This is a genomic window from Streptomyces sp. NPDC027663 (assembly GCF_055566415.1).
Window position 1 is genome coordinate 424624 of record NZ_JBVHSK010000001.1, and the last position, 25067, is coordinate 449690.

The window sequence follows — 25067 nt, forward strand, 5'->3', positions numbered from 1 at the left end:
CGCCCTGCCTGATCACTGTTAGGAAAGTTTCCTATTTGGGTGGGAGGAACGTAAGCCCAGGACGAAGAGGGCGTCAATAGACAACGCCCCCGAGGCAACAGAGTCGTTACCTCGGGGGCGCGTGTCACGGGGGCCCGGGCCCGAGGGGGCCCGGTGCCGTCCTACTTCACCGTCACGTGGTCACCGGCGGACGTCTTCGCGCCCGTGGTGGCCGTACCGGCGAAGACGAAGCGGTAGGTGCCGCTCCTGGTCGCCTTCACCGTGGTGGACAGGGCGCCACCGGTGCCGGAGGTGATCGCCTTGACGTTCGCGTACGAGCCGCCGTCCGCCTTGAACTGCAGCACGACCTTCTGGCCCTGGTAGCCGGTGTACCTGCCGGCCGCCCAGTCCGCCCGGGTCAGCTTGCCCTTGACGGTCAGCGTCCTCCCCTTCGCCACGGGCTCCGGGGCGGCGTCCGCGGTCAGCCGGGCGGCGCGCTGCACCTTCACCGAGGCCAGATTGCCCCACGCGGTCACGTCGTTCTCGCTGTGCAGGTAGTCGTCCGAGACGCTGCCGTCGCTGTGGGCGTAGACGCCCGCGGCCTTCCAGGTCGTGGCGTCGGCGGCCTCGTAGAGCGACTCGTCCGGAGCGACGACGATCTTCTCGGTGCAGCTCTCGGTGACCGTCGTGTCCGTCGCGGCGGTCGTCGTGCAGGTGGGCGGCGTGTCCGGGCCCAGGTCGTTGTCGACCGACCTCAGCGTCCCGCGGTACAGGATGACCGCCTGCACGTTCTTGTTCTGGTCGATGACCAGGTCCTTCGGCCGGGTCAGGGTGTACGTCACCGGCACGGTCACGGCCTTGCCGATGCCGGCCACGATCGGCTTGCCCTTGTTCACGGTCACGCCGGCGAACGTCAGGTCCGGCGTGCCGGCCGCCGACGCGGCGGGCGCGGCCAGGCCGGCCAGAGCCAGGGCACCGGACAGGGCGGCGCCTATGGCGAGCTTGCGCATGTTTCCCCACCTTCGAGGCGGACCCCCGGGCGACGTCGCGCTCCAGATCAAGGGTCCGCGGGTGAGGTGACCCTAGAGGATCGGGAAATGCGGACGGAACGCGGGGTTCCTGTGAAGGCGGGCTGGATCCGGGGCCACGTCACGAGTGCATCACGGGTGTGGTTTCCGCTGGTCACAGGGCCTAGATTCAGGGCGTCCGGCGTCTTGGCCACCCTGCACCGGACAGGGGTGCCGGGGGCTGGGGCGGACGAGGGGTCGGGGACGGGCGGATGCGTGACGGAAGACTGCCGGCCGAGGGGCATGCCGTTGCGGCGCCGGGTGGGCGCGCTCGTGGCGCTGCGCAGGCCGGCGCGCTTCGGGGAACCGGAGTGAGCGGGCGCCGGGCGGCGCTGCTGCTGGGTGTGCTGCTGCTGGGGGCGGGGGGTTGTACGGCCCAGCATCCTTCGAAGGCACGGGCGGCGGTGGTCTCGGCGGCGCCCTCCACGAAGCCCGCGTCATCCGCTGCGTCACCCTCCGCGTCACCCTCTGCATCACCGTCCTGTGCCTTCGATGCCGTCCGCTGGGGCCGTGTGCTGCAGGAGACGCGGCTGATCGGGATGTCTGCGGTAATCACGCCCGGCAAGGACGACGGATGGACCACCTTCCGGAACGTGCCCCTGCGCGTGGTGGACGCCCGGATCATGACCAACGGCGCGGACGTCCCCCACCGGCAGGTGGTGGCCTCGCTCGCGCGGCACCTGGGCTACGAGCCGGACGACCTGATGCTTCCGGGAGAGAGCACCGTCCACCATGCGCAGCGGCCCCAGCGGATCGACTCCGACGGCGCCGGCCGCTTCGCCACCACGGAGGGCGTGAAGGTCGTGGAGGCGAGCTTCGCCGTGAAGTGCCCCGACGGGCTGCACTACGGCAGCGTCACCACGTGGCTCACTCCCACCCGGACCGACTCCATCGGCTGCGGCCACGACCCCGGCGAGGAAGCGTGGCTCCGCGAGGCCTACCGGCTTGCCTGCGGGCCGCTCGACCGCTGACGAAGGGAGCGGGCCGGGAGGGGCCGGCCGGGCTCGACCCCCACCCGGCGCAACGACGGGGCACCCCGTGCGCGCCGGGAGGAGGAGGGCCGGCGGGACTCGCCCTCCCCGGCGCAACGACGGGGCACCCCGTGCGCCGGAATGCCCCGTGTGCTCGCTCGGACGAGCGTGCTGAACGTTTCGTTCGCTACTTGCCGGCAGCCGGGGGCGGGACGAGCGGGGCCGTCGCCCTGGTCTGGGGGGAGTCCGCGTTGGAGTACGCCGACGGCGCGGCCACCGCCGCCGTCGGATCCGGGGTGTCCTCCAGGTCCTCCGTCGCCGTCGCACCGCCCACGATGCGGATGCTCGCCGCGTCGAACGCCCGCTTGATGCGCCAGCGCATCTCGCGCTCGACCGTCACCGACTTGCCCGGCATGGTCTTGGCCGAGACCCGGACCACCATGGAGTCGATCAGCACCGAGTCCAGGCCGAGCACCTCGACCGGGCCCCACAGCAGCTCGTTCCAGGGCTCTTCCTTGCTCATCTTCTCGGCGACCTCGTCCAGCGTGGCCTTGACCTTGTCCAGGTCCTCGCTCGCCTTCACGGTCACGTCGACCCCGGCCGTCGCCCAGCCCTGCGACAGGTTGCCGATCCGCTTGACCTCGCCGTTGCGGACGTACCAGATCTCCCCGTTGTCGCCGCGCAGCTTGGTCACCCGCAGCCCGACCTCGATCACCTCGCCGGAGGCCACACCCGCGTCGATCACGTCACCGACGCCGTACTGGTCCTCCAGGATCATGAACACGCCGGACAGGAAGTCGGTGACCAGGTTCCGCGCGCCGAAACCGATCGCCACACCCGCGACACCGGCGGATGCCAGCAGCGGCGCCAGGTCGATCTTGAAGGTGGAGAGCACCATCAGCCCGGCCGTACCCAGGATCACGAAGCTCGCCACCGAGCGCAGCACCGAGCCGATCGCCGCGGCCCGCTGCCGCCGCCGCTCGGCGTTGACCAGCAGCCCGCCCAGCGCGGTGCCGTCCACGGCCTGCACGGTGCGGTTCATCCGGTCTATCAGCTTGGTGATCGCCCGCCGCACCACCGCTCTGAGCGCGAACGCCACGACCAGCACCAGCAGGATCTGCAGACCCATCGCGAGCCACGTCGACCAGTTCTGCTCGACCCAGCTCGCCGCGTTCGTCGCACTCTCCTGGGCGTCCTGGAGCGTCGGCACGGCCGGGGTCGTCGACTGCGCGGGCGACGGCGACGGGGACGGCGATGCACCGGCGGCCGGCAGGACGGCGGGCAAGGTCGACACGGCAGGTACCTCCCAGGTGCTGCGCGGTCCGTACCGGCGGGCGGTCAAGGTCACGAAAAGGTCACCGGACGGACAGGACCACCACACTAACGGGGCATTGTGAGTGGCTCGTGCCGATCCGCGCAGGAGGCGCGAAGGAGAGACACGGCTCACGCGGGCTTGAACCGGCCATGCCCCGGGGGATGCATCAGGTGTGGTCGAAAACACTCCCAGCCCGTTACCGGGACATGGTGGCGCTACCACCAGGCATGAGGGGAGACTGACTGCAGATCGTCCCGGCGCGAGCCACGCGCCGCCGACGCCCAAGGAGGCACCCGTGCCGCACGTCCTGGTCCTCAACGCGTCGTACGAGCCGCTCGGCGTCGTACCGCTCCGCCGCGCGCTCGTCCTCGTCCTGGAGAACAAGGCCATCTCCCTGGAGGAATCCGGCGCCTATATGCACAGCGCGACCGTCACAGTCCCCGCACCCAGCGTGGTCCGGCTCAAGCGATTCGTCCGGGTTCCCTATCGGGGGCCCGTTCCTCTTACCCGTCGTGCGCTCTTCGCGCGGGACGGGGGCCGGTGCATGTACTGCGGTGGCGTCGCAACCAGCGTCGACCACGTCATCCCGCGCAGTCGCGGGGGCAAGCACGTCTGGGACAACGTGGTGGCCTCCTGCCGCCGCTGCAACCACGTGAAGGCAGACCGCCACCTCGTCGAGCTGGGCTGGCGGCTGCGGCACAAACCGGCTCCGCCGACCGGCCTGGCCTGGCGCATCATCGGCACCGGCCACCGGGATCCGCGCTGGTTGCCCTACTTGCAGCCGTACGGCGCGGACGACGCCATGGCCCGGATCGACGGCATCTCTGCCTAGTCGCTCCGGGCCGGTCGTATGTGCGGACGGGGCGTGGTCGTGCCGTGGGTGCGCGGGGCTGCGTGCAGTTCCCGCGCCCCTTCGGGCCGGAGTCGCCTTGCGGTGTCTCAGCCGCGCGGACCCTCCGCGCGGGCACCGCGCACCGCGTACAGACTCGCCCCCACCACGAACGCCGTCAGCGCCGCCGCCCACGCGCCGGGCTGGGCGCCCGGCTGCGTCGGCCACGCCCACACCGTGGCCGCGCGGCCGTGGGCGGCGGTGGAGCCCAGGTAGACGGCGGTGACGTAGCCGAACGCGGGCAGCCAGCTCAGGCGGGCACCCAGGAGCACGGCCGCCGTCGCCGTGAGACCCGTACACCCCAGGGTGTTGCGGAGGACGGCGGGCGGCCCGAAGGTCTCCATGTGGCCGAGTACGGCCGGTGTGATCAGCAGTGCGGCCAGTGCGGTCAGAGCCGCCAGCTGGACCAGCCGGCGGGGCCACCAGGGGCGTACGGCCGTGCGGTCCAGCTCGTCCGACGCGCTGTACAGGCTCGCCCCGATCACCGCCGACGCCAGCAGCGGCGCCAGCGCGACGATCGGCACCCGGCGGTCGGGATCGAGATAGGCGTCCAGCCGGCCGGCCGCCCAGGCCGCGAAGGCAGCCGTACCGGCTAGCGCGGCCACCGTGAGAGGGAGCGCCCGGGAGCGGGCGTAGAGCAGGGGGCCGCGGGTCGTCGTCACAGGGCGGGGAGCGTGGGTCGTCGTCACAGTGCGGGAACCCCCTTCGGGTCGCAGGCCGCGCGGGCCGCGAAGTACGCCGACAGCCACTCCCGGCGCTCGTGCTCGTCCATCCCGGCGAGCCTGGCCCGGGCGGCAAGGAGCTTGCGTTCCTCGTCCGGGCCGTCCCCGGGCACCTTGCCGCTCTTCTGCAGCGTGTTCGGCGCGAGGTAGAACTCCACCGCGTCGTCCGCCCACATCACGCGGGTGGTCCTCGCGGACTCGGGGCAGTCGTACCCCTCGAGCGCGGCGACGGCCTCCCACGCGAACTGCTCCGGATCGGTCAGCCGCCCCCGTACGACCGACCAGCCCAGCGTGATGCCCGGCAGTGCGGCCTCGTCGGCGTGCGGCTCACCGTCGTGGCCCGCCCAGCGCACCGGCAGGTTCCGCACCCCCTCCAGCTTCCCCGTGACCCCCGACAGGGCGTCACTGACCTGCGGGAGCATCCCGGCGTACCGGGCGTTGACACAGACCGCCGGGGCCACGGAGGTGTCGCACACCTGGCGGCGGCCGAGCGGGTCGGTGTGCCAGAGGCCGTCCCCGGTCTGCGCGAGCAGGGCGCCCGCGGACAGCGCGGCCGCCAGCGGGAGCAGGGCCGTCACCCGGCGCCGGGCCGCGTACGCCAGCGCGGCGGCGACCGCCGGCCCGCCCGTCCACGCGGCCATGGCGAACGACTGCCACCACACCGGCAGCCCGCCGTTCAGCGACGACGTGGTCGGACTCAGGGCGCGGCCGGCCTCCGAGCCGTCGGCCGTCATGATGCCGAGTCCGACGTACCCGCCGATCGCCAGCAGGGGCGCCATCAGCCGCATGGGCACCACCCGGCCCACCACATGCCCGGCCAGCGCGCCCGCCGCCATGGTGGCCGTGTCCCCCGGCAGCAGCACCAGGTGAGGGCGGTCGCCCTGAGCGTAGGGCCAGGTGGCGAGCAGCGCTCCGGCCGCCACGAGCAGATAGCCGACGGCCACCCACACCGCCACGGGCAGCGCCGCGACCAGCAGGCGGGTCAGCGGCGGCCGTACGGTCGTCGCCCACAGGTCCCCGGTACCGCGCCGCCGCTCCCGGCCGCCCTGCCAGCAGCCCGCCGCCGCGGCCAGCGGAAGGGTGATGAGCATCGCGGTGTGCACCTGCTCCGCGGTCTCCGCCCACCCGCCCTGCCACTGCTCCGCCTTGCCGCACAGCGGGGCGCCCAGCGTCAGCAGCACCGCGACCCCGGCCCACGGCGCGAAACCGCGCACCCACTCGGCCCGCAGCGGATGCGGCGCCCGCGCCCGCGCCGGCGCCTTCGGTTCGGTGACGACGGCCATCACACCGCCTCCCGCGCACCCGGGGCCCGGTGCGCCCGCAGCGCCGCCGTGTACCCGCGCTCGATCGGATGGTCGCCCGGTCCGCCGGACGTCTCGCCGAGCAGGGTGAGCGCCTCGGGCGTGCCCCGGTACGCGATCCGGCCCGCGTCCAGCAGGGTCACCTCGGTGCAGGCGGCGGCCACGTCCTCCACCAGGTGGGTGGAGACCACGACGGTCGCCGAGGCACCCAGTTCGCGCAGCAGCTCGCGGAACTCCACCCGCTGCTCCGGGTCCAGGCCGGCGGTCGGCTCGTCCAGCAGCAGCACGGCGGGGTCGTTGACGACGGCCTGCGCGATGCCGACCCGGCGGACCATGCCGCCGGACAGCGTGCGGACCTTGGCGTCGATGCGGTCCGCGAGGCCCACCCGGGCCACCGCCCGCTCCACGGCCGCCGGCACCCGTGCCGCCGGCATCTCCTTCAGCCAGGCCACGTAGGCCACGAACTCCCGCACGGTGAAGCCCGGGTAGTAGCCGAACTCCTGCGGCAGATAACCCAGCCGGCGCCGCACCCCGGCCAGGCCGCGGTGGCCGGCGATGTCCTCGCCGAGCAACTCCACCCGGCCGGCGTCCGGCCGCGCCACCGTGGCCAGCACCCGGATCAGCGAGGTCTTCCCGGCCCCGTTCGGCCCGAGCAGCCCGTGCACACCGGTGCCGAGAGCCAGGTCGAGCGAGTCGAGGGCGAGGGTCTTGCGGTGCCGGACCCGCAGGCCGGTCACACGTATGGACGTCATGTCTCTCCAGGAGCGGGGTCCGGGACCACGGTGGCGGTGGGTCCCGGTGTGTGGTCAGGGGGGAGGAGCGAGGAGCGGGGGGTCTGGGGCCACGGTGGTGGTGGGTCCCGGTGTGTGGTCAGGGGGGAGGAGCGAGGAGCGGGGTCCGGGGCCACGGTGGTGGCGGGTCCCGGTGTGTGGTCAGGGGGGAGGAGCGAGGAGCGGGGTCCGGGGCCACGGTGGTGGCGGGTCCCGGTGTGTGGTCAGGAAGGAAGAGCGAAGAGCGCCGTCACGGGCGCAGCGGGCGCTCGTACGCCGGACGGCGCGCGGTCAGCAGGACCGCGCTCAGGACGGCCGCCGCCGCCCACGCGCTCTGCGCGGCCGTGCCGTCGAGGCAGCGGGAGAGCTGCTCGGCCAGCCGTGCGGTCGCCGTGCCGCCCGGCGCGACGGCCACCGGTGACAGCACGGCGCACAGCCAGCCGCCGCCCGTGACCCCGGCCGCCGCCCGGCACCCGACGAAGGAGGCCAGGGCCAGCGAGGCCAGCGCCAGCGCCAGCCCGGGCAGCAGCCAGGCCGCCGCGGCCGGGGCGCCCGAGGCCGGCAGCAGCAGCCCGGTGAACGTCAGCAGCGGCAGGCTCACCGCGAGCACGGCGACCGTACGGGTCAGCGCCAGCCGCAGCCCCCCGCCCGGTGTGGCCGCGGCCACCTCGTGCAACGGGTCGGCGTGCGGACCGTAGGACAGGGCCACCCCAGCCACGGGCACCAGCGGAGCGACGGCCAGCAGCAGCGCCCGTACCCCCGGGATACCGGCCCCGTACGACAGGGCCAGCGCACCCAGGGCCACGCCCAGCACGGCCGGCAGCCACGCCCCGCGCACGGCGGGCCCGGCGGCCCACAGCAGCCGGACCGGCCGGGACGGCCCGGGCCCTCCGATCGCCTTGCCGGTCGGCCGGGACGGTGCGGGCCCTCCGATCGCCTTGCCGGTCGGCCGGGACGGCGCGGGGCTCCCGGCTGCCGCGGCCGACGGGCGGGACGGCGCGGGTTTCCCGGTCACCTTGCCGTCCGGCCGGAACGGCCCCGGCCGGACGGTCGCCCCGACGGACGGCCGCTCCGCCGGTACGGCGGCCGCCGGTGCCGGTGCCGGTGCCGGTGCCGTTGCCGGGGCGGGGGCGGAATCCAGTACCGCCGCCCGTACCTGCGCGAGCACCGTGGCCGCCGCCGTACCGCGCACCGCGGCCGACACCCGGGACGCACAGGCCGTGCAGCCCTCCAGATGCTTCTCCAGGGACCACGCGTCCGCCTCCGGCAGGACGCCGTCGGCATAACGGGCGGCCAGGTCCTCGGAGGCGTGCCAGTGCTGCCTCTCGCGGTTCGTCATGCCGTGCCTCCCAGCGGGGACGGGTTCAACTGGGCGAGTGCTTCCCGCAGTTCCGCACGAGCCCGGCGGGCCCGGGACTTGACCGTGCCCTCCGGTATGCCGAGCAGCCGGGCCGCGTCACGGGTGCTCAGCCCGTCGACGACCGTCGCCCGCAGCACCGCGCGCAGCTCGGGCGAGATCCGGTCCAGCGCCGTACCGACATCGCCGTACTCCAGCCCCGCCAGCACCCGGTCCTCGGCGGACGGCGCCGCGGCGGGCTCGTACCGCCGGGCGGACTCCGGCTCCGGCAGCGGCGCCGCCACCCGCGCGGTCCGCTCCTGCGCCCGCCGCGCGTCGACCAGCCGGCGCGCCGCAATCGTCCACAGCCAGCCGCCGGCCTCCTGCCCGTGGTGCCCGGCCGCCGACCGCCACACCGTGACGAACGTGTCCTGCAGCACCTCCCGCACCAGCTCGGGATCCGCGCAGCGCCGCGTCAGCCGCGCGTGCAGCCATCCGGCGTGCCGGTCGTACAGGTCGGCCATCGCCGTCGCGTCACCTTGCGCGACGGCCCGGAGCAGGGCCGCGTCCCCGCCGGTCCCGTCCTCGTTCTTCCGCTGGCCCCCCATGGGGCGGAACAGTCTCACACCCCCTCTATCGACCGGCGGACCGCTGCCGGATCACTCCGGCCCGGGTTTGCCTGGCGTGGCGACGGCATCCCTGGGTAGGCCTGCCGTAACCCGTCCAAAGCCGAAGCATCGGCGCACCGACAAGGAGGCCTCCGTGGCCGCACCGGCTCGACTCACGATCCCGGCCCAGCTCAAACCCGTGGCGGACCCGTCCGCCGAGACCGACGAGATGCAGGCGTGCGTCTTCAGCGCGGAGAGCGCATGCGCCCAGACGCCGCTGACCAGCGAGCCGCCGCTGCCCGACGCCGAGCCCCTGACCAGCGAGCCCCCGCTCGCCGAGGCCGCCCCGCTGACCAGCGAGTCCGACCCGGTCCCGGACTTCTACGCGCCGGGGCTGTAGATGGCCGCGGCGCACGACGAGCCCCCCGACAGGCACTCCGCGGACCTCGCCCGGCTCGCCGGGCTGCACGGCGTCGCCACCTCCTACCGCCCCGCCCCGGACCGCACCGTCCAGGTCCCCGCCTCCGCCGTGACCGCCGCCCTCGCCGCCCTCGGCGTCGACGCGACCGGCCCGGACGCCGTCCGTATCGCCCTCGCCGCCCGGGAACGCGAACTGCGCGAGCGCCTGCTGCCGCCGACCGTGGTCCAGTGGGCCGGCGACGAGCCCCCCGCCGCCCTCACCGCCCTGCCCGCCGGCACCCGGCTGCGCGTCGAGACCGAGGACGGAGCGGACCGGGACGGAACCGCGGACCTCCCGCTCGGCGTCCACCGGCTGACCGCCACCGCCCCCGACGGGCGCACCGGTGAGGCGTCCTACGTCGTCGCCCCGGACCGGCTGCCCGCCCCGCCCGGCCGCTCCTACGGCCTCCTCGTCCAGCTGTACTCCCTGCTCTCCCACCGCTCCTGGGGCATGGGCGACCTCGCCGACCTCGCCGAGCTGGCCGGCTGGGCCGGACGCACCGCCGGCGCCGGATTCGTCCAGGTCAACCCGCTGCACGCGGCCGTACCCGGCGCCCCCACCGACCCCTCCCCCTACCGCCCCTCCTCCCGCCGCTTCCCCGACCCCGTCCACCTGCGCATCGAGGACATCCCCGAGTACGCCTACGCCGAGGACCGCGAACGGCTGAGCGAGCTGCTGCGGCGGGCCGGACGGCTGCGCACCGCCGTCCTCGACAAAGGCGCCCTCATCGACCGGGACGCCGTCTGGGAACTGAAGCGCGAGGCACTGGAAGCGGTCCTGGCCGTCCCCCTCGGCCCCGGCCGCCAAGCCGCCTACGACGCCTTCCGCGCCGCACACGGACAGGCCCTCGACGACCACGCCACCTGGTACGCCCTCGCCGAGCTGCACGGCTCCGACTGGCGCACCTGGCCGGACGGCCTGCGCGACCCCCGCTCGGCGGCGACCGCCCGCGCCCGCACCGCCCTCGCCGACCGCGTCGCCTTCCACACCCGCCTCGCCTGGCTCACCGACGGCCAGCTCCGCGCCGCCCAGCGCGCCGCCCGCGAGGCAGGCATGCCCGTCGGGATCGTGCACGACCTCGCCGTCGGCGTGCACCCCGCCGGCGCCGACGCCTGGGCCCAGCAGGACGTGTACGCCGCCGGCATGTCCGTCGGCGCCCCGCCCGACGCCTTCAACGCCCGCGGCCAGGACTGGGGCCTGCCGCCCTGGCGCCCCGACCGCCTCGCCGCATCCGGCCACGCCCCCTACCGCGACCTCCTGCGCGCCCTCTTCCGCTACGCCGGCGCCCTGCGCATCGACCACGTCATGGGCCTGTTCCGGCTCTGGTGGGTCCCCCAGGGCAGCCCGCCCACCGAGGGCACCTACGTCCACTACGACGCGGACGCCATGCTCGCCGTCCTCGCCCTGGAGGCCCACCGGGCCGGAGCCGTCGTGATCGGCGAGGACCTCGGCACCGTCGAGCCCGGCGTGCGCGAGACGCTCCAGCGGCGCGGCGTGCTCGGCACCTCCGTGCTCTGGTTCGAGCGCGACTGGGAGGGCGACGGCCGCCCGCTGCCCCCGGATCGGTGGCGCGCCGACTGCCTGGCCACCGCCACCACGCACGACCTGCCGCCCACCGCCGCCCGCCTCACCGGTGACCACGTCGACCTGCGCGACCGCCTCGGCCTGCTCACCCGCCCGGCCACCGAGGAACGCGCCGAGGCCACGGCCGACGCCGCCGAGTGGCTCGCCCTGCTCGGCAGCCTCGGGCTGCTGGACAGAGCGGCGGCCGGACCGCCCGGCTCCGACGAGGAGGAGGAGATCCGTGCCGTCCACCGCTTCCTGCTGCGCACTCCCGCCCGCCTGATCGGTGTCTGGCTGCCGGACGGCATCGGTGACCGCCGCCCGCAGAACCTGCCGGGCACGTGGGACCAGTACCCGAACTGGCGGCTGCCGGTCGCGGACCGGCGGGGCAGGCCGGTGCCCCTGGAGGAGCTGGTGGACTCGGGACGGCTGAAGGGACTTCTCGAGGTGCTTCGGTCAGGCCGGTGAGGTCCCTCGCGCCGCATCGGTAGGGCACCCCGGGCGCGCGGCTCCGAGAAGGGTTCGCTAACTTGATTCCGTGGACAAGAAGAACGCCCTGCGCGCCGGCGCCCTGGCCGCCGGTACGACGCTGATGATGCTGCTCATGTCGTCCCCCGCGCTCGCGCTGACCCGCGACGACGGTGACGACCCCGGTCCGGGCCTGAGCGTCATCGAGACGCTGGGCCTCTACGTCATCCTTCCGGTGGTGCTGTTCCTGGTCATCGCCGGCCTGACGATGGTGCTGGACAAGTCCCGGAACAAGAAGGACACCACCTCGTCCAACATCAACGTCAAGTCCGACGCCCGGGCCAAGGCCTGACCGGACTGCCCTTCCGTTCGCCGGGGGCGCCGCTCCTCCCGCCGGTACGCGCACACGCCGTACCCGGGTGAGACCGGCGCCCCCGGCGTTTTCGCGCGCCCGGCCCAGGCCCCGAACGGCACCCGGCCTCCGGAACCGAGGCCCCCGAACGGCACCCGGCCCCGTGAACCGGGGCCCCCGACGGCACCCGGCACGGGACGGACGCCCCGGAAGGGCTACTCGGCCGTCGCGTCCAGCAACTCGCGCAACAGGTCGGCCAGCTGGCCGGCCCGTTCGGTGTTCAGGGCGGACAGTGCGGCGCTCTCCTCCGCCAGTCCCGCGCCGACCGCCTCGTCGATCAGGCGCAGCCCCTCCTCGGTGAGGGTCACCTGGAGGCCGCGCCGGTCGTGCGGGTCGGGGGAGCGGCGCAGCAGGCCGGCCCGCTCCAGCTTGTCGAGGCGGCCGGTCATCCCGCCGGTGGTGAGCATGAGGGTGGCCGACAACTGGCGCGGCGAGAGGGTGTACGGCTCGCCGGAGCGGCGCAGGGTGGCAAGGACGTCGAATTCGCCGCGCGAGATGCCGTACGGCTTGTAGGCCTTCTCCATCCGGTCGCCCATCGTGCGCGAGAGCCGGAAGATCCGGCCGAAGACCTCCATCGCCCGGGTGTCGAGGTCGGGGCGGACCCGGGCCCACTGCTCGACGATCGCATCCACGGGGTCGGCGGGCTGTTGCTGCATGCGGAGAGTATCGACCCCATTCCGGTGGTTCGCAAGAAAGCCACTTGTAACTAAGTAGCTTGCTGCTAAGCTACTTAGCGCTGACCTAGTCCTAGGAAGGGGCCCCGCCATGGCCACCAGCCGCCCGGCCACCACGACCGCCGCCGTCATCGCCCTCACCGCACTCGCCCCCGTCTCCTGGGGCACCACCTATGCGGTCACCACCGAGTTCCTGCCACCGGACCGCCCCCTGTTCACCGCCCTGATGCGGGCCCTCCCCGCCGGTCTGCTGCTGCTCGCCCTCACCCGGGTGCTGCCCCGCGGCATCTGGTGGGCCAAGGCGGCCGTCCTGGGGGCGCTGAACATCGGCGCCTTCTTCCCGCTGCTGTTCGTCGCGGCGTACCGGCTGCCCGGCGGGATGGCCGCGGTCGTCGGCTCGGCCGGGCCGCTGTTCGTCGTCGGGCTCTCGGTGCTGCTGCTCGGGCAGCGCCCGGCGCCGCGCACCCTGCTCACCGGGCTGGTGGCCGCGTTCGGCGTCAGTCTCGTCGTGCTGAAGGGGGCCGGCGCGCTCGACCTCGTCGGCGTTCTCGCGGCCGTCGCCTCCACCGGCTCGATGGCCGCCGGGACCGTGCTGACCAAGCGCTGGGGCCGCCCCGAGGGCGTCGGCCCGCTGGCGCTCACCGGCTGGCAGCTCACCGCGGGCGGTCTGCTCATCGCGCCGGTGGCGTTCCTGGCCGAGGGTGCCCCGCCGGCCCTCGACGCCCCCGCCGTCGGCGGCTACCTCTACCTCGCCCTGGTCAACACGGCCGTCGGCTACTGGCTCTGGTTCCGCGGCATCGGCCGGCTCACCGCCACGCAGGCCGGCTTCCTCGGTCCGCTGTCCCCGCTGACCGCGGCGGTCGTCGGGTGGGCGGCCCTCGGCCAGGCCCTCACGCCGGTGCAGACGGCCGGTATGGCGCTGGCCCTCGCCGCGACGCTGGCCGGACAGTTCACCGGCGGCCGTCGTCGATCGTTCAGGTTTGCTGAAAAGACTGGTCGAAATGATTCGATGGACCTGACGGTTCCCGCCCTGCGACGGTAAAGGCACAGCCACCACCGCTCAGGAAAGGACCCCTGTGACCGCAGTCGCGCACCGGACCCCCACCGCCACTGCCCCGGCCGCCTCAACCACTGCCCCGGCCGCCTCAACCACCGCACCGGCCGCCTCAACCACCGCACCGGCCGCCCCCGCCCCGGCTGCCACCACCGCGCCCGCCACCACCGGCCCGCGCCGGGCCGCCACCCCCCTGCTCGGGCTCGCCTGTGCCGCGCTCGCCACGGTCGTGTGGTCCGGCAGTTTCGTCACCGCCCGCGGCCTGCACGACAGCGTCCCGCCCGTCCAGCAAGCCTTCTGGCGCTGGGTGATCGCCCTCATCGCCGTCGCCCCCTTCGGCGCCCGGCAGGCCTGGCGGCAGCGGGCGCTGATCCGCCGGCACGGCCGCTACGTCCTGCCCGCCTCGCTCCTCGGCGTGGCCGTCTACAACACCCTGGTGAACCAGGCGGCTCTGAGCACCCCGGCCGCCACCATGGGCATGGTCATGGCCGCCTCGCCGGTGCTCATGGCGGTGTCCGAGCGGCTGGGCGGTGTACGGCTGGGGGCGCGGCGCACCACCGGGCTGCTCCTGGCCTGCGCGGGCGTCACGCTGCTCGTCGGCGGCGGCGCGGGCTTCTCCGCCGGTGCCCTGTGGATGCTCGCCGCCGCCTGCTGCTTCGCCGGCTACAGCGCCCTGCTGCGCCGCCGGCCGGCCGAACTCGGCGGCACCGCGTTCCTGTTCACCACGTTCCTCGCCGGCACGGTCCTGCTGCTGCCCGCACAAGCGGCGAGCCTCACCCTCCAGGGCGGCTTCCGCCCGGCCCCCGGCACGGTCCTGCCCCTCCTCTACGTCGGCGTGGCCTCCTCCGCGCTCGCCTTCTTCGCCTGGAACAAGGCCATCGCGCTGATCGGCGCCGTCCGGGCGGGCATCGTCTACTACCTCCAGCCCGTCTGCATGGCCCTGCTCTCCTGGGCGCTGCTCGGCGAGACCACCACCGGGCCCCAGCTCCTGTGCATGGCGCTGATCCTGGGCGGGGTCATGCTGGGCGCGGGCTCCCGTCGGTGACGGCCGGGTCCGCCATCCCGAGCAGGACCATCGCATCGTGGTCGGGGCCGTGGGGCTCGGCCTGGTACACGATCAGCCGGTGCCCGTCGGTGCGGGCGATCTCGTACGCCTCGTAGCCGAGCGTCATGGTGCCGGTGGACGGATGCGCGAAACACTTGCGGCCATGGGTACGGCTGCGCACCTCGTAGCGCTGCCCCAGGGCCGCGAACTCTCGCTCTTCACGACGAGTTCCCCGACGATCCCCGTGACGTCGGGAGCGTTCGGACGGCGGCCTGCCGCCGCGCGCAGATGGGCGACGGTGGCCGCCGCGACCTCCTCCCAGTTGCCGTACAGACGGCGTGCGGCCGGATGCAGGAAGGTGCAGCGGGCCGGCACCCGCACCCGCTCCTCGACGCCGTCCTGTCCCTCTTCTCCACCGCACTCCGCGAGGGGCGCGGCGAGGAGGACTGGAGCACGGCGAACCCGGTCGCCCCGGAAGGCCGGGGCGTAGCGGTACCGGCGCCGTGCGAGGCCGGTGCGCAGCCGTGCCGATGGTGCCGCAGGCCGGCCTGTAGCGTGCCGGTGGTGCCGCAGGCCGGCCTGTAGCGTGCCGGCATGGCCGAGTGGGACCTGAGGAAGCTGCGCATACTGCGCACCCTGCGCGAGCGGGGCACCGTCACCGCGACGGCCGAGGCCCTGCACATGACCCCGTCCGCGGTGTCCCAGCAGCTCACCAACCTCGCCGCCCAACTCGGCGTGCCCCTGCTGGAGGCCCACGGCCGCCGGGTCCGGCTCACCGACGCCGCCCGGCTGGTGCTGCGGCACACCGAACCCGTCTTCGAGCAACTGGAGTCCGCCGAAGCCGAGTTGGCGGCCTACCTTCAGGGCGAGGCCGGAGAGGTCCGGGTCGCGGCCTTCTCGACGGCGGTCCCGGCGCTGGTCGTACCGGCAGTACGGGCGCTGCTGACCGCGCACCCCGGAGTGAACGTACGCGTCCGGGAGGCGGAGGCCGCCGAGGCGTACGAGCTGCTGACGGCCGGGGAGGTGGATCTCGCCCTGTCCCTGGCGGCGCAGGCACCCGACGCGACCGACGGACGCTTCACCAGGGTGCCGCTGCTGGCCGACCCCCTGGACGTCGCCCTCCCGCCCGGACATCCACTTGCATCGGCCGCCGCCCCACGGCTCACCGATCTCGCCGCCGAAGCGTGGATCTTCGGCGGCAGCGGCCCCTGGTCCGACATCACCCGCCGCGCCTGCGAGGCGGCCGGCTTCACTCCCCACCAGGGCCACTCGGCCTCGGGCTGGACCGCGATCCTCGCGATGGTGGAGGCGGGCATGGGCGTCGCCCTGGTACCCCGGATGGCCGCGGGGCGCCGCGACGGCGTGGTGATGCGGGAGCTGGGGGAGGACCGGCCGGTCCGGCACGTGGTGGCGGCGGTGAGGAAGGGCGGGGAGACCGGACGGGCGGTGTCCCGAGTACTCCAGGCCCTGCGGGAAGCGGCCGCAGCCGGTGCTCACTCGGGTGCGGACCACTCCTGAGGGCGGATCTGCTCGGACACGGCTTACGGCCGCCGCACCTCGTACAGGAAGCACCCGTACTCCACCGCCCGCACGTGTACGAGTGCCACCTCCGGGTCGGCGAAGGCCTCGGCGAAGGCCGGTTCGAAGGCGGCCGGGGACTCGACCAGGCGGCCGCCGAGGATGCGGCCGCCGGCGGAGTAGCGGCGCAGTGTGCGGTGGGCGTTCGTGAAGGGCAGGGCGTGGGTGTCCGGTCCGGCGCAGTCGTCGGCGTGGATGAAGACGGGGCCCTGCTCGTCGTAGGCACCGGGGTCGGCGCCCGTCCCGGCCGCCCAGCGGCGCAGGGGCGCGTACGAGACCAGGGCGATCCGCTCGCCGGGTGTGCTGCGGCGCAGACAGCAGCGCAGGGGTGCGCCGCCCTCGTCGTCGGTGAAGGGGAGCAGGGGGCGGCCGGCGTCGTCGGAGGTGCGCAGTTCCCCGAGGGCCGTGGGCGTCAGCGGCCGTGCGGTGTACGTCGTCATGCGGCCAGCGTGGCGCACCGCCGGGCTGTGGACCGGCGGAATACGGACATGGCCTTGGGACCGGCCGGCCGGCTGCGCAACGCGCACAGGATGTGCGGCCGAGCACAGAAGAAGGGCGCCCGGCTCGGTGCCGGGCGCCCTTCACTGTCGTGCGGTGGGCTACTGAGCGGCCGCGTCCGCCGCCTGCGCCTTCAGGGCGCGCTCGATGCCCGAACGGGACTCCGAGACCAGGCGGCGCAGGGCCGCGTTCGGCTCGGCCGACGCCAGCCAGCTGTCCGTCCTGGCCAGGATCTCCGCGGAGACCTGGACCGACGGGAACAGCCCGATGGCGATCTGCTGGGCGATCTCGTGCGAGCGGGACTCCCAGACGCCCTTGACGGTCTCGAAGTACTTGTCCGCGTACGGCGCGAGCAGCTCCCGCTGGTCGGTCTGCACGAAGCCGCCGATCACGGCCTCCTGCACGGCGTTGGGCAGCTTGTCGGAGTCGACGACCGACGCCCACGCCTCCGCCTTGGCCTCGGCGGTGGGCCGGGACGCACGGGCGGTGGCCGCGTGCCGCTCGCCGGCGGCCGTCTTGTCCCGCTCGTACTCGCCGGCGATCTCTGCCTCGTCGTAGCGGCCGACGGCCGCGAGCCGCTGCACGAACGCCCAGCGCAGCTCGGTGTCGACGGCCAGGCCCTCGACGGTCTGCGTGCCGTCGAGCAGGGCCTCCAGCAGGTCCAGCTGCTCCGGGGTGCGGGCGGTGGCCGCGAAGGCACGGGCCCAGGCCAGCTGGTGGTCGCTGCCCGGCTCGGCCGCGCGCAGGTGGGCCAGTGTGGCGTCGGTCCAGCGGGTCAGCAGGGACTCCCGGGCGGCCGGGTCGGCGTACAGGTCGATGGCCAGCTTGACCTGGCGGTGCAGGGACTGCACGACGCCGATGTCGGACTCCTTGCCGATACCGGACAGGGCCAGCGCCAGGTAGTCCCGGGTGGCCAGCTCGGCGTCCCGCGTCATGTCCCAGGCCGAGGCCCAGCACAGGGCGCGCGGCAGCGACTCCGCGAAGTCGCCCAGGTGCTCGGTGACGGTCTTCAGGGACTCCTCGTCCAGGCGGACCTTGGCGTACGAGAGGTCGTCGTCGTTGAGCAGGACCACGGCCGGGCGGGGCTTGCCGGTCAGCTGCGGTACGGCGGTCAGCTCGCCGTCGACGTCCAGCTCGATCCGGTCGGTGCGGACCAGCTTGCCGGAGTCCGCGTCCAGGTCGTACAGGCCGATCGCGATGCGGTGCGGGCGCAGGGTCGGCTCACCCTGGGCGCCGGCGGGCAGGGCCGGGGCCTCCTGGCGGACGGCGAAGGAGGTGACGACGCCCTCGGCGTCGGTGGCGATCTCCGGCCGCAGGATGTTGATGCCGGCCGTCTCCAGCCACTTCTTCGACCAGGTCTTCAGGTCACGCCCGGAGGTCTCCTCCAGCGCGCCCAGCAGGTCGGACAGCCGGGTGTTGCCGAACGCGTGCCGCTTGAAGTAGGCCTGCACGCCCTTGAAGAACTCGTCCTCGCCGACGTACGCGACGAGCTGCTTGAGCACGCTCGCACCCTTGGCGTAGGTGATGCCGTCGAAGTTGACGAGGACGTCGTCCAGGTCGCGGATGTCCGCCATGATCGGGTGCGTGGACGGCAGCTGGTCCTGCCGGTACGCCCACGTCTTCATCGAGTTGGCGAACGTGGTCCAGGCGTGCGGCCACTTCGACCCGGGCGCGGCGGCCTGGCAGGCGATGGAGGTGTAGGTGGCGAACGACTCGTTCAGCCACAGGTCGTTCCACCACTCCATGGTGACCAGGTCGCCGAACCACATGTGGGCCAGCTCGTGCAGGATCGTCTCCGCGCGCACCTCGTACGCCGCGTCGGTCACCTTGGACCGGAAGACGTACTGGTCGCGGATGGTGACCGCACCGGCGTTCTCCATCGCGCCCGCGTTGAACTCGGGTACGAAGAGCTGGTCGTACTTGGCGAAGGGGTAGGCGTAGTCGAACTTCTCCTGGAACCAGTCGAAGCCCTGCCGGGTGACCTCGAAGATCGCGTCCGAGTCCAGGAACTCCGCGAGCGAGGGCCGGCAGTAGATGCCGAGCGGCACGCTCTGCCCGTCCTTCTCGTACACGCTGTGCACGGAGTGGTACGGGCCGACGATCAGCGCGGTGATGTACGTCGAGATCCGCGGGGTCGGCTCGAAGACCCAGACGCTGTCCTGGGGCTCGGGCGTCGGCGAGTTCGAGATGACGGTCCAGCCCTCGGGCGCCTTCACGGTGAACTGGAAGGTCGCCTTCAGGTCCGGCTGCTCGAAGGAGGCGAAAACGCGGCGGGCGTCCGGCACCTCGAACTGGGTGTACAGGTAGGCCTGCTCGTCCACCGGGTCGACGAAGCGGTGCAGGCCCTCGCCGGTGTTGGTGTAGGCGCAGTCCGCGACGACCCGCAGGACGTTACGGCCCTCCAGCAGCCCCCGGAGCGCGATCCGCGAGTCCTCGAAGACGTCGGCGGGATCCAGGTGGTCGCCGTTGAGCACGACCTCGTGGACGGCCGGCGCCACCAGGTCGATGAAGGACTCGGCGCCGCCGCGGGCGACGTCGAAGCGCACCGTGGTCACGGACCGGTAGGTGCCGCCCTCCTGCGCGCCGGAGAGGTCGAGATCGATCTCGTACGAGTCAACGGTGAGCAGCTCCGCCCGCTGCTGTGCCTCTTCGCGAGTCAGGTTTGTGCCAGGCACCCGGTCATCTCCTCGTTATGTGTCGGTTGCGCCATCCTTCCATGGGATCCACACGTGACGCGATGTCCGGATCCCGACGGTGCCGACGGACCCGGCCGGGGCCCGGCACGGGCCCGGGCACGCCGCCGCCGGACGGCTGGAAGACCGTCCGGCGGGGGCACCACTGGCTCAGCGGTTCACGACCGCGTTCAGCTCACCACGACCACCACGACACCACCGCCGAAGCCGAAGCCGTTGTTGAAGCCGAAGCCGTTGCCGAAGAAGTTGTTCCGGAAACCGCCGCAGCCGCCGTTCCAGCCGCCGCCCCAGCAACCGCCGTGGGACGGCACCTGGGCCGGGGTGGCGGCCGAGGCCGTGCCCGCGGCACCGAGCGCGGTGCCACTGGCCAGGACGAGGCCGATTGCGGATGCTGCGAAGAGGCGCCTCGCGCGTAGTGCTTTCATTGGGCCTACCTTCCTTCCACGCCCTCGCGGTGTCGCCGGTGCGGGGGCTATGGCCGCGGCCGCCGTGGGAACGGTCTTGGCGCGGTCGTAGGTGTTGCCGCGGGGGACGAGGACAGGGCCTGCGCCGCGGGGGTCTTCTCAGCCCCGCTCAGCAGGGCACCTCGTCGACACCGGGCACACCGCCCGATCGCGGCCCTCACCCATCACGCTAGCGGCCGATCGATGGCTCGGCATCTCGGACCGAGAGGGCCCGGGAACGCGAAGAGGGGCGGCCGCGTGATCGTGACCGCCCCTCCCGACCGGGCGCGTCACTTGGCGGACAGCTCCGCCGCCACCAGCTCCGCGATCTGCACCGCGTTCAGCGCGGCGCCCTTGCGGAGGTTGTCGTTGGAGATGAACAGGGCCAGGCCGTTGTCCACCGTCTCGTCGCGGCGGATGCGGCCGACGTACGACGGGTCTTTTCCGGCCGCCTGCAGCGGGGTCGGGATCTCGGAGAGGGCGACGCCCGGGGCCTTCGCGAGCAGCTCGGTGGCGCGCTCGGGCGGGATCGGGCGGGCGAAACGGGCGTTGACCTGGAGGGAGTGGCCCGAGAACACGGGGACGCGCACACAGGTGCCGGAGACCTTCAGCCCGGGGATCTCCAGGATCTTGCGGGACTCGTTGCGCAGCTTCTGCTCCTCGTCGGTCTCGTTCAGACCGTCGTCGACGATGTTGCCCGCGAGGGGGAGCACGTTGAAGGCGATGGTGCGCTTGTAGACCTGCGGCTCGGGGAAGTCGACCGCCTCGCCGTCGTGGGTGAGCTTGTCGGCCTCGGCGGCCACCTTCTGCACCTGCCCGTGCAGCTCGGCCACGCCCGCGAGACCGGAGCCGGACACCGCCTGGTAGGTGGCGACGATCAGCGCCTCCAGGCCGGCCTCCTCGTGCAGCACCTTCAGCACCGGCATCGCGGCCATGGTGGTGCAGTTCGGGTTGGCGATGATGCCCTTGGGGCGGTCGGCGATGGCGTGCGGGTTCACCTCGGCGACGACCAGCGGGACGTCGGGGTCCTTGCGCCAGGCCGAGGAGTTGTCGATCACGACGGCACCCTGGGACGCGACCTTCTCGGCCAGGGCCCTGGAGGTCGCACCGCCCGCGGAGAAGATCACGATGTCGAGGCCGGTGTAGTCGGCGCTCGCCGCGTCCTCCACCGTCACGCCGTCCAGGATCGTCCCCGCCGAGCGGGCCGAGGCGAACAGGCGCAGCTCGTCGACGGGGAAGTTCCGCTCGGCGAGGATCCTGCGCATGACCGTGCCGACCTGGCCGGTGGCTCCGACGATTCCTACCTTCACGGGGACTCCTCTGCGTGACGTGCTGGTACGTACCCGGGCGGCCGGGACCCTCCCATCATGCGGGGGACCCGGGCGCCCGTGTCCAATCGTTTGCCCAAGGGATGGACGGGTACTCGGGTCAGTCGCGCATCTCCATCACCCACTCGCCGAGCGCCCGGACGTGGAGGATTCCTTCCGAGATGCGGTACGGACCGGAAGTTGCGGTCACTTTGCGCCGGGGGAACAGGTTTTCGTCCAGCTGGTACAGGTGCTGGATGCCTGCCGTGGAGACGAACGACACCTCGACGTCGGGTCCGGTGTGACGTACGACTCCGTACGCGGTCCCCTCGGTCCGCCGGCCCAGCAGGGGCGCTTCGGAGAACGCCGCCGGCTCCAGCCGCCACTTCGTGTGCTCGGGGGCGCTGACCACCACGAAGCAGGAGCCGCCCGGATCGACCCAGACGGGACCGAGGGCGGGGCGGTGGCGGTTGCTGACGTCGGCGATGACCGCCGACTTCCCGTACGGGTGGTTCCAGGCGCGTGCGGTCAGCTGTCCGTCCTTCTTCCTGGAGGTCCGCCGGAGGGTCATCAGGGTCGGCGGCCCCTGGTGGCGCAGGACCGTGGTGCCCCTGCCCTCGACCGGCCCGGTGATCAGCGGCGCCTCGTCCTCGGGCAGCAGCCGCAGGCTCCACTCCCCGGAGTGCTTGATCCGCACGGTCCGCTCGGTCGCCCCCGAGCCGAAGACCAGGGCCGTCCCGCGGATGCCGTTGGTGTGGGTGGTCAGCCAGTCGGTCTCGTCGCCGTACTCGTCGACGAGCCGCACCTCGACGCCGTAGCTGCGATCGGCGCCCTTGAGCTCGTACCGCACCAGGGCCGGCCGCCCCGGCCGGGGGTTGACCAGCGTGAGCGTCTTCTCGCCCCGGCCCTCGTAGACACCGGACCCGCGGCCCTCGGCGGGCTTGCGGACGGGCAGCGGGGAGGCGGTGAGCTCCCATTGGTGCCGGCTCTTGTCGATCACGAGCAGGAGGGGGCCCTCGGGGAGACGGACGCTCTCCTTGACCCGGCGGCCGTTCCACGCGTGCACCAGCTCCTCGGGGCGCCTGAACTCTCCCGGGGTGTCGCCCTTGTGGTAATTCACCTGGAACCAGCCGTTGTGGCGGTCCGTCGCCCGGACCTTCAGGTCGGCGGCGCCGCCCGTGTGGACGAGCACCTCGGTGCCGCTGCCCTGGAGCGTCCCGGTGCCGATCGGACGGGCCGCCGACAGGGGCAGGACGGTCAGCGTCCACTTCCCGGAGTGGCGCACCTTCAGCTTCACCGGGCCGCCCTTGCGCGGCGGCACGAGCAGGGCACGGCCGCGGAAGTCGGGCAGGTCGGTGCACAGGACGTCGTCGGACCGGCCGGGGATCTGGACCTGGATGAACTGGTACTCCTCGAGCCGTGCCTCCAGGATCACCGGTGCCGAGTCCGCCGGGAACGGCAGGTCCACGGTGACGGTGGCCTCCCCGCTGCCCTTGTGGACCCACGGCTCGAACTCGAAGAAGTGGGGCTCCCAGGAGGAGGGGGAGCCCGGTGCCGTGACGGGCGCCGAGGGCACCTGTACGGAGGGCACCGGTATGGAGGGCGCATGTACGGCGGGGGCCGGCATCGGTGGCGCGGCCGTGCCCGCCGGCGCCGAGCCGGTCTTGGACACGCCCTGCAGGGGCACCGGCCCGGACGCCGGAGCCGGAGCCGGCGTCGGTTCCGCCACCACGATCCCGAAGTCCGTCGCCAGTCCCGCGAGCCCCGAGTCGTAGCCCTGGCCCACCGCCCGGAACTTCCACACCCCGTCGCGCCGGTAGAACTCGCCGAGGACGAAGGCCGTCTCGGTGGAGGCGTCGGTCACCTCGTAGTGGACGGCGATCGAGCCGTCGTGGGCCACCGCCTGCACATACAGCCCGGGCACCTGCCCGAACGCGCCGCCTTCGCAGGAACCGGCGATCACCACGCGCTGGACGGCGGGCTCGACGTTCGGCAGGTCCAGTTCCAGCCACTCGGCGAACTGGCCGCCGCCCTGTCCGACACCCGCGTGCCGGACCGTGCCGGACGGGTGTGCCGGCTGGTTGTGGAAGACGAGGTCCGCGTCACCCCGTACCCGGCCCGTGGCGTCCAGCAGCAGCGCGGACGCGTCCACGGCCGGCGTGCCGGGGACGGCACTGCGGCCGACCGCGACCCGCAACGGACCTGCGGGGACAGGTGTGTTGGCGCCTTTGGTGATGTGCGTCATGGGGCACATGGTGGCAGTGAAGACAATGTGAAGAAAAGATCGAATGAGGGGTTCCGGAAAACAGGCGAACGTTCCCGCGATCGGGCCGAACGTTTCCGCCCCTGCTCGCGTCATAGGGGAAACGCGGCGAGGGGAGGGGTGGCTGTGCTGCGCGGAAAGGCCCGCCGCGGCCAGGGGGGAGACCATGGTGTCGACGATCCGCTGGACGTGGCCCAGGAGCGCCGGGTGCGGGCGGTGCTCGCGCTGGGCGGGGTGCCGCAGGCGGACCTGATGGACGGTGTCCAGCAGGTGCGTCTTCGACTGTTGGAGCGGGCGGCGAGCGGGCGCGAGGCGCCGCGGGACGTGTCCGCGTGGGCGGCGGTGGTCGCCTCCAACCTCGCCATGGACTGGCACCGGGCCAAGCGGCGCCAGGAACGGCTCGGGGAGCGGCTGGCCGCTCTGCGCGAGCCCGCGCACCCCTCCGGCGAGGAGACCAGCCTGCTGTCCCTCGCCCTCGCCCGGGGCCTGGACGAGCTGCCCGCCGCCCAGCGGCAGGTGGTCGTGCTGCGCTTCTTCGCGGACCTGCCCGTGCGGGGCATCGCCGAGGAACTGGGCATCCCGGAGGGCACGGTCAAGAGCAGGCTGCACACGGCGGTCCGCGCACTGCGCGACCGGCTGCACGAGGACGAGGTGGTGTGAGGTGACCGCCGAACACGAGCGCGCACGCGGCGCCGAGGGCGGGGAGTACGGCGGCATGGACGCCCTGATGGCCGCGATCACCGGCGACCCGCTGCCGGAGAGTGCCCGTCGCGACCCCGCTTTCCTCGCCGAACACCGGGCGGCGCAGGCCGACGTCGCCCTGCTGCGCGGACAGCTGTCCTGGCTGGCGGAAACGCTGACGGGGGAGGCGGGGCAGCAGAGGGCGCCGGGGGACAAGAAGGTGTTGGGGGAGGCGCCGCTGACCTCAGGGACGCCGGGTCCCGCCGATGCGCTCGGCTCCGCCCGGCCCGCCGGCTTCGCTCAGCCCCCCGGTCCCGTCGAGCCCGCCGTGTCCGATGGCGCCATGTCGTCGGCGTCCCCCGCGCGGCGTCCCCGCAGCCGTAGCCGCCCCGCGGGAACGAGCGGGCCGTCGCGGCCGGGGAGGCAGGGCGGGTCCCGCCGGGCCCTGCGTGTCGCGTTCGGCTCGCTCGCCGGGGCCGCGGCCTTCTCGCTCGTCCTCGGGTTCGGCTGGCTGGTGAGCCGGAGCCACATCGGCGCGGACGACACCGCAGGCGGGGCGTCGGCCAAGAGCGCCGGCGATGCCGGGCACGAGGTGGCAGGGGACAGCGGACGGCCGACGGAACCGGAGCGCGAGCTGGCCTGCTCCCGGCTGGTCGTGGAAGGCACCGTGGCGAAGGTGGAACGGCAGCGGGGTTCCTCCGGGAGCCGCGTCACGCTGACCGTCATCCGCTCCTACAAGCCCGCGCACGGCCCGGCCGAGGTCGGCATCCTGCTCGACGCCGGTGCGGAACCGGCGCCACGCAAGGGACAGCACGTCCTCGTCGGGGCGGAGCAGGGCCGGGAGAGCGCGAGCCTGTGGGCCGTCGGCGACTCCCGCGTGGCCGCCAACCGCACCTGGATCACCGACGCCCTGCCCGCCTCCCGGCACCTGACCTGCCCTGCCGACGGCGCGTCCTGATCCCGCGAGCAG

At 73.6% G+C, this 25067-nt stretch carries 23 protein-coding genes and 1 pseudogene; 10 read left to right on the forward strand and 14 right to left on the reverse strand.

Annotated elements, in window-relative coordinates:
* Window positions 1-161: 161 nt before the first annotated feature.
* The gene (locus tag ACZ4SF_RS01900) at window positions 162-989 is read right to left on the reverse strand and encodes a hypothetical protein (RefSeq protein WP_468376859.1); all 828 of its coding nucleotides are present in this window, start codon (window positions 987-989) and stop codon (window positions 162-164) included.
* A gap of 596 nt (window positions 990-1585) precedes the next feature.
* Here ACZ4SF_RS01900 and ACZ4SF_RS01905 point away from each other — a divergent pair.
* Window positions 1586-2017, forward strand: a complete 432-nt coding sequence (locus tag ACZ4SF_RS01905; RefSeq protein WP_468376862.1) for a hypothetical protein — start codon at window positions 1586-1588, stop codon at window positions 2015-2017.
* 187 nt (window positions 2018-2204) lie between these two features.
* On the opposite strand, the gene ACZ4SF_RS01910 is transcribed toward ACZ4SF_RS01905, so the two are convergent.
* Window positions 2205-3311, reverse strand: a complete 1107-nt coding sequence (locus ACZ4SF_RS01910) for a mechanosensitive ion channel family protein (protein ID WP_468376865.1) — start codon at window positions 3309-3311, stop codon at window positions 2205-2207.
* 316 nt (window positions 3312-3627) lie between these two features.
* Between ACZ4SF_RS01910 and ACZ4SF_RS01915 the strand changes: the two genes are divergently transcribed.
* Window positions 3628-4164 carry an HNH endonuclease gene (locus ACZ4SF_RS01915; RefSeq protein ID WP_468376868.1) on the forward strand — a complete coding sequence of 179 codons (537 nt, stop codon included), beginning with the start codon at window positions 3628-3630 and terminating at the stop codon, window positions 4162-4164.
* A 107-nt stretch (window positions 4165-4271) separates the two neighbouring features.
* Here the strand turns inward: ACZ4SF_RS01915 and ACZ4SF_RS01920 are convergent, their stop codons facing one another.
* From ACZ4SF_RS01920 to ACZ4SF_RS01940, 5 genes are all read right to left on the reverse strand, one after another.
* A complete protein-coding gene (locus ACZ4SF_RS01920) occupies window positions 4272-4883 on the reverse strand; it encodes a hypothetical protein (RefSeq protein WP_468376870.1) in 612 nt (203 codons plus the stop codon).
* Between the two features lie 23 nt (window positions 4884-4906).
* On the reverse strand, window positions 4907-6226 hold the full coding sequence (locus ACZ4SF_RS01925; protein WP_468376873.1) for a hypothetical protein: 1320 nt from the start codon (window positions 6224-6226) through the stop codon (window positions 4907-4909).
* Window positions 6226-6996: an ABC transporter ATP-binding protein gene (locus ACZ4SF_RS01930; RefSeq protein ID WP_468376876.1), complete on the reverse strand. Its 771-nt coding sequence runs from the start codon at window positions 6994-6996 to the stop codon at window positions 6226-6228. The genes ACZ4SF_RS01925 and ACZ4SF_RS01930 overlap by 1 nt, the downstream gene beginning before the upstream one ends.
* Window positions 6997-7264: 268 nt before the next feature.
* Entirely contained in the window at window positions 7265-8353 is a 1089-nt protein-coding gene (locus tag ACZ4SF_RS01935) for a zf-HC2 domain-containing protein (protein ID WP_468376879.1), read from the reverse strand.
* Complete coding sequence (locus tag ACZ4SF_RS01940; RefSeq protein ID WP_468376882.1) at window positions 8350-8958, reverse strand: RNA polymerase sigma factor; 609 nt, start codon at window positions 8956-8958, stop codon at window positions 8350-8352. Before ACZ4SF_RS01940 ends, ACZ4SF_RS01935 begins: the two co-directional genes overlap by 4 nt.
* Window positions 8959-9112: 154 nt before the next feature.
* On the opposite strand from ACZ4SF_RS01940, the gene ACZ4SF_RS01945 reads away from it, so the two are divergent.
* From ACZ4SF_RS01945 to ACZ4SF_RS01955, 3 genes are all read left to right on the forward strand, one after another.
* Window positions 9113-9358 carry a hypothetical protein gene (locus tag ACZ4SF_RS01945; protein WP_468376885.1) on the forward strand — a complete coding sequence of 82 codons (246 nt, stop codon included), beginning with the start codon at window positions 9113-9115 and terminating at the stop codon, window positions 9356-9358.
* Window positions 9359-11449, forward strand: coding sequence for a 4-alpha-glucanotransferase (gene malQ / locus ACZ4SF_RS01950; RefSeq protein WP_468376887.1), 2091 nt, complete (start codon window positions 9359-9361; stop codon window positions 11447-11449).
* 70 nt (window positions 11450-11519) lie between these two features.
* Window positions 11520-11801 carry a hypothetical protein gene (locus ACZ4SF_RS01955; protein WP_468376890.1) on the forward strand — a complete coding sequence of 94 codons (282 nt, stop codon included), beginning with the start codon at window positions 11520-11522 and terminating at the stop codon, window positions 11799-11801.
* A gap of 215 nt (window positions 11802-12016) precedes the next feature.
* On the opposite strand, the gene ACZ4SF_RS01960 is transcribed toward ACZ4SF_RS01955, so the two are convergent.
* Entirely contained in the window at window positions 12017-12517 is a 501-nt protein-coding gene (locus ACZ4SF_RS01960; RefSeq protein WP_468376893.1) for a MarR family winged helix-turn-helix transcriptional regulator, read from the reverse strand.
* A gap of 109 nt (window positions 12518-12626) precedes the next feature.
* On the opposite strand from ACZ4SF_RS01960, the gene ACZ4SF_RS01965 reads away from it, so the two are divergent.
* Window positions 12627-13577, forward strand: a complete 951-nt coding sequence (locus ACZ4SF_RS01965) for an EamA family transporter (RefSeq protein ID WP_468376896.1) — start codon at window positions 12627-12629, stop codon at window positions 13575-13577.
* A 34-nt stretch (window positions 13578-13611) separates the two neighbouring features.
* Window positions 13612-14634 (forward strand): DMT family transporter, encoded by a 1023-nt coding sequence (locus ACZ4SF_RS01970; protein WP_468376899.1) that lies wholly within the window; start codon window positions 13612-13614, stop codon window positions 14632-14634.
* Here the strand turns inward: ACZ4SF_RS01970 and ACZ4SF_RS01975 are convergent.
* Window positions 14606-15315 (reverse strand): annotated as a pseudogene (locus tag ACZ4SF_RS01975) (MmyB family transcriptional regulator). The gene ACZ4SF_RS01970 and the pseudogene ACZ4SF_RS01975 overlap by 29 nt on opposite strands.
* Between ACZ4SF_RS01975 and ACZ4SF_RS01980 the strand changes: the two are divergent.
* Window positions 15229-16152 carry a LysR family transcriptional regulator gene (locus tag ACZ4SF_RS01980; protein ID WP_468376902.1) on the forward strand — a complete coding sequence of 308 codons (924 nt, stop codon included), beginning with the start codon at window positions 15229-15231 and terminating at the stop codon, window positions 16150-16152. The pseudogene ACZ4SF_RS01975 and the gene ACZ4SF_RS01980 sit on opposite strands and share 87 nt — an antisense overlap.
* A 23-nt stretch (window positions 16153-16175) precedes the next feature.
* Here ACZ4SF_RS01980 and ACZ4SF_RS01985 read toward each other — a convergent pair whose 3' ends face one another.
* The 5 genes from ACZ4SF_RS01985 to ACZ4SF_RS02005 all read right to left on the reverse strand — a co-directional run bounded on the left by ACZ4SF_RS01985 (window position 16176) and on the right by ACZ4SF_RS02005 (window position 23398).
* A complete protein-coding gene (locus ACZ4SF_RS01985) occupies window positions 16176-16652 on the reverse strand; it encodes a DUF1203 domain-containing protein (RefSeq protein WP_468376905.1) in 477 nt (158 codons plus the stop codon).
* A gap of 159 nt (window positions 16653-16811) precedes the next feature.
* Complete coding sequence (gene pepN / locus ACZ4SF_RS01990) at window positions 16812-19385, reverse strand: aminopeptidase N (protein WP_468376907.1); 2574 nt, start codon at window positions 19383-19385, stop codon at window positions 16812-16814.
* A gap of 188 nt (window positions 19386-19573) precedes the next feature.
* Window positions 19574-19828, reverse strand: coding sequence for a hypothetical protein (locus ACZ4SF_RS01995; RefSeq protein ID WP_468376910.1), 255 nt, complete (start codon window positions 19826-19828; stop codon window positions 19574-19576).
* Window positions 19829-20136: 308 nt separating this feature from the next.
* Entirely contained in the window at window positions 20137-21156 is a 1020-nt protein-coding gene (locus tag ACZ4SF_RS02000) for an aspartate-semialdehyde dehydrogenase (RefSeq protein ID WP_468376913.1), read from the reverse strand.
* A 118-nt stretch (window positions 21157-21274) separates the two neighbouring features.
* The gene (locus tag ACZ4SF_RS02005; protein WP_468376916.1) at window positions 21275-23398 is read right to left on the reverse strand and encodes a TerD family protein; all 2124 of its coding nucleotides are present in this window, start codon (window positions 23396-23398) and stop codon (window positions 21275-21277) included.
* Window positions 23399-23542: 144 nt separating this feature from the next.
* Between ACZ4SF_RS02005 and ACZ4SF_RS02010 the strand changes: the two genes are divergently transcribed.
* Window positions 23543-24076, forward strand: coding sequence for an RNA polymerase sigma factor (locus tag ACZ4SF_RS02010; protein ID WP_468378269.1), 534 nt, complete (start codon window positions 23543-23545; stop codon window positions 24074-24076).
* A gap of 1 nt (window position 24077) precedes the next feature.
* Window positions 24078-25055 (forward strand): hypothetical protein, encoded by a 978-nt coding sequence (locus tag ACZ4SF_RS02015; RefSeq protein WP_468376919.1) that lies wholly within the window; start codon window positions 24078-24080, stop codon window positions 25053-25055.
* The last annotated feature ends 12 nt before the right edge of the window (window positions 25056-25067 follow it).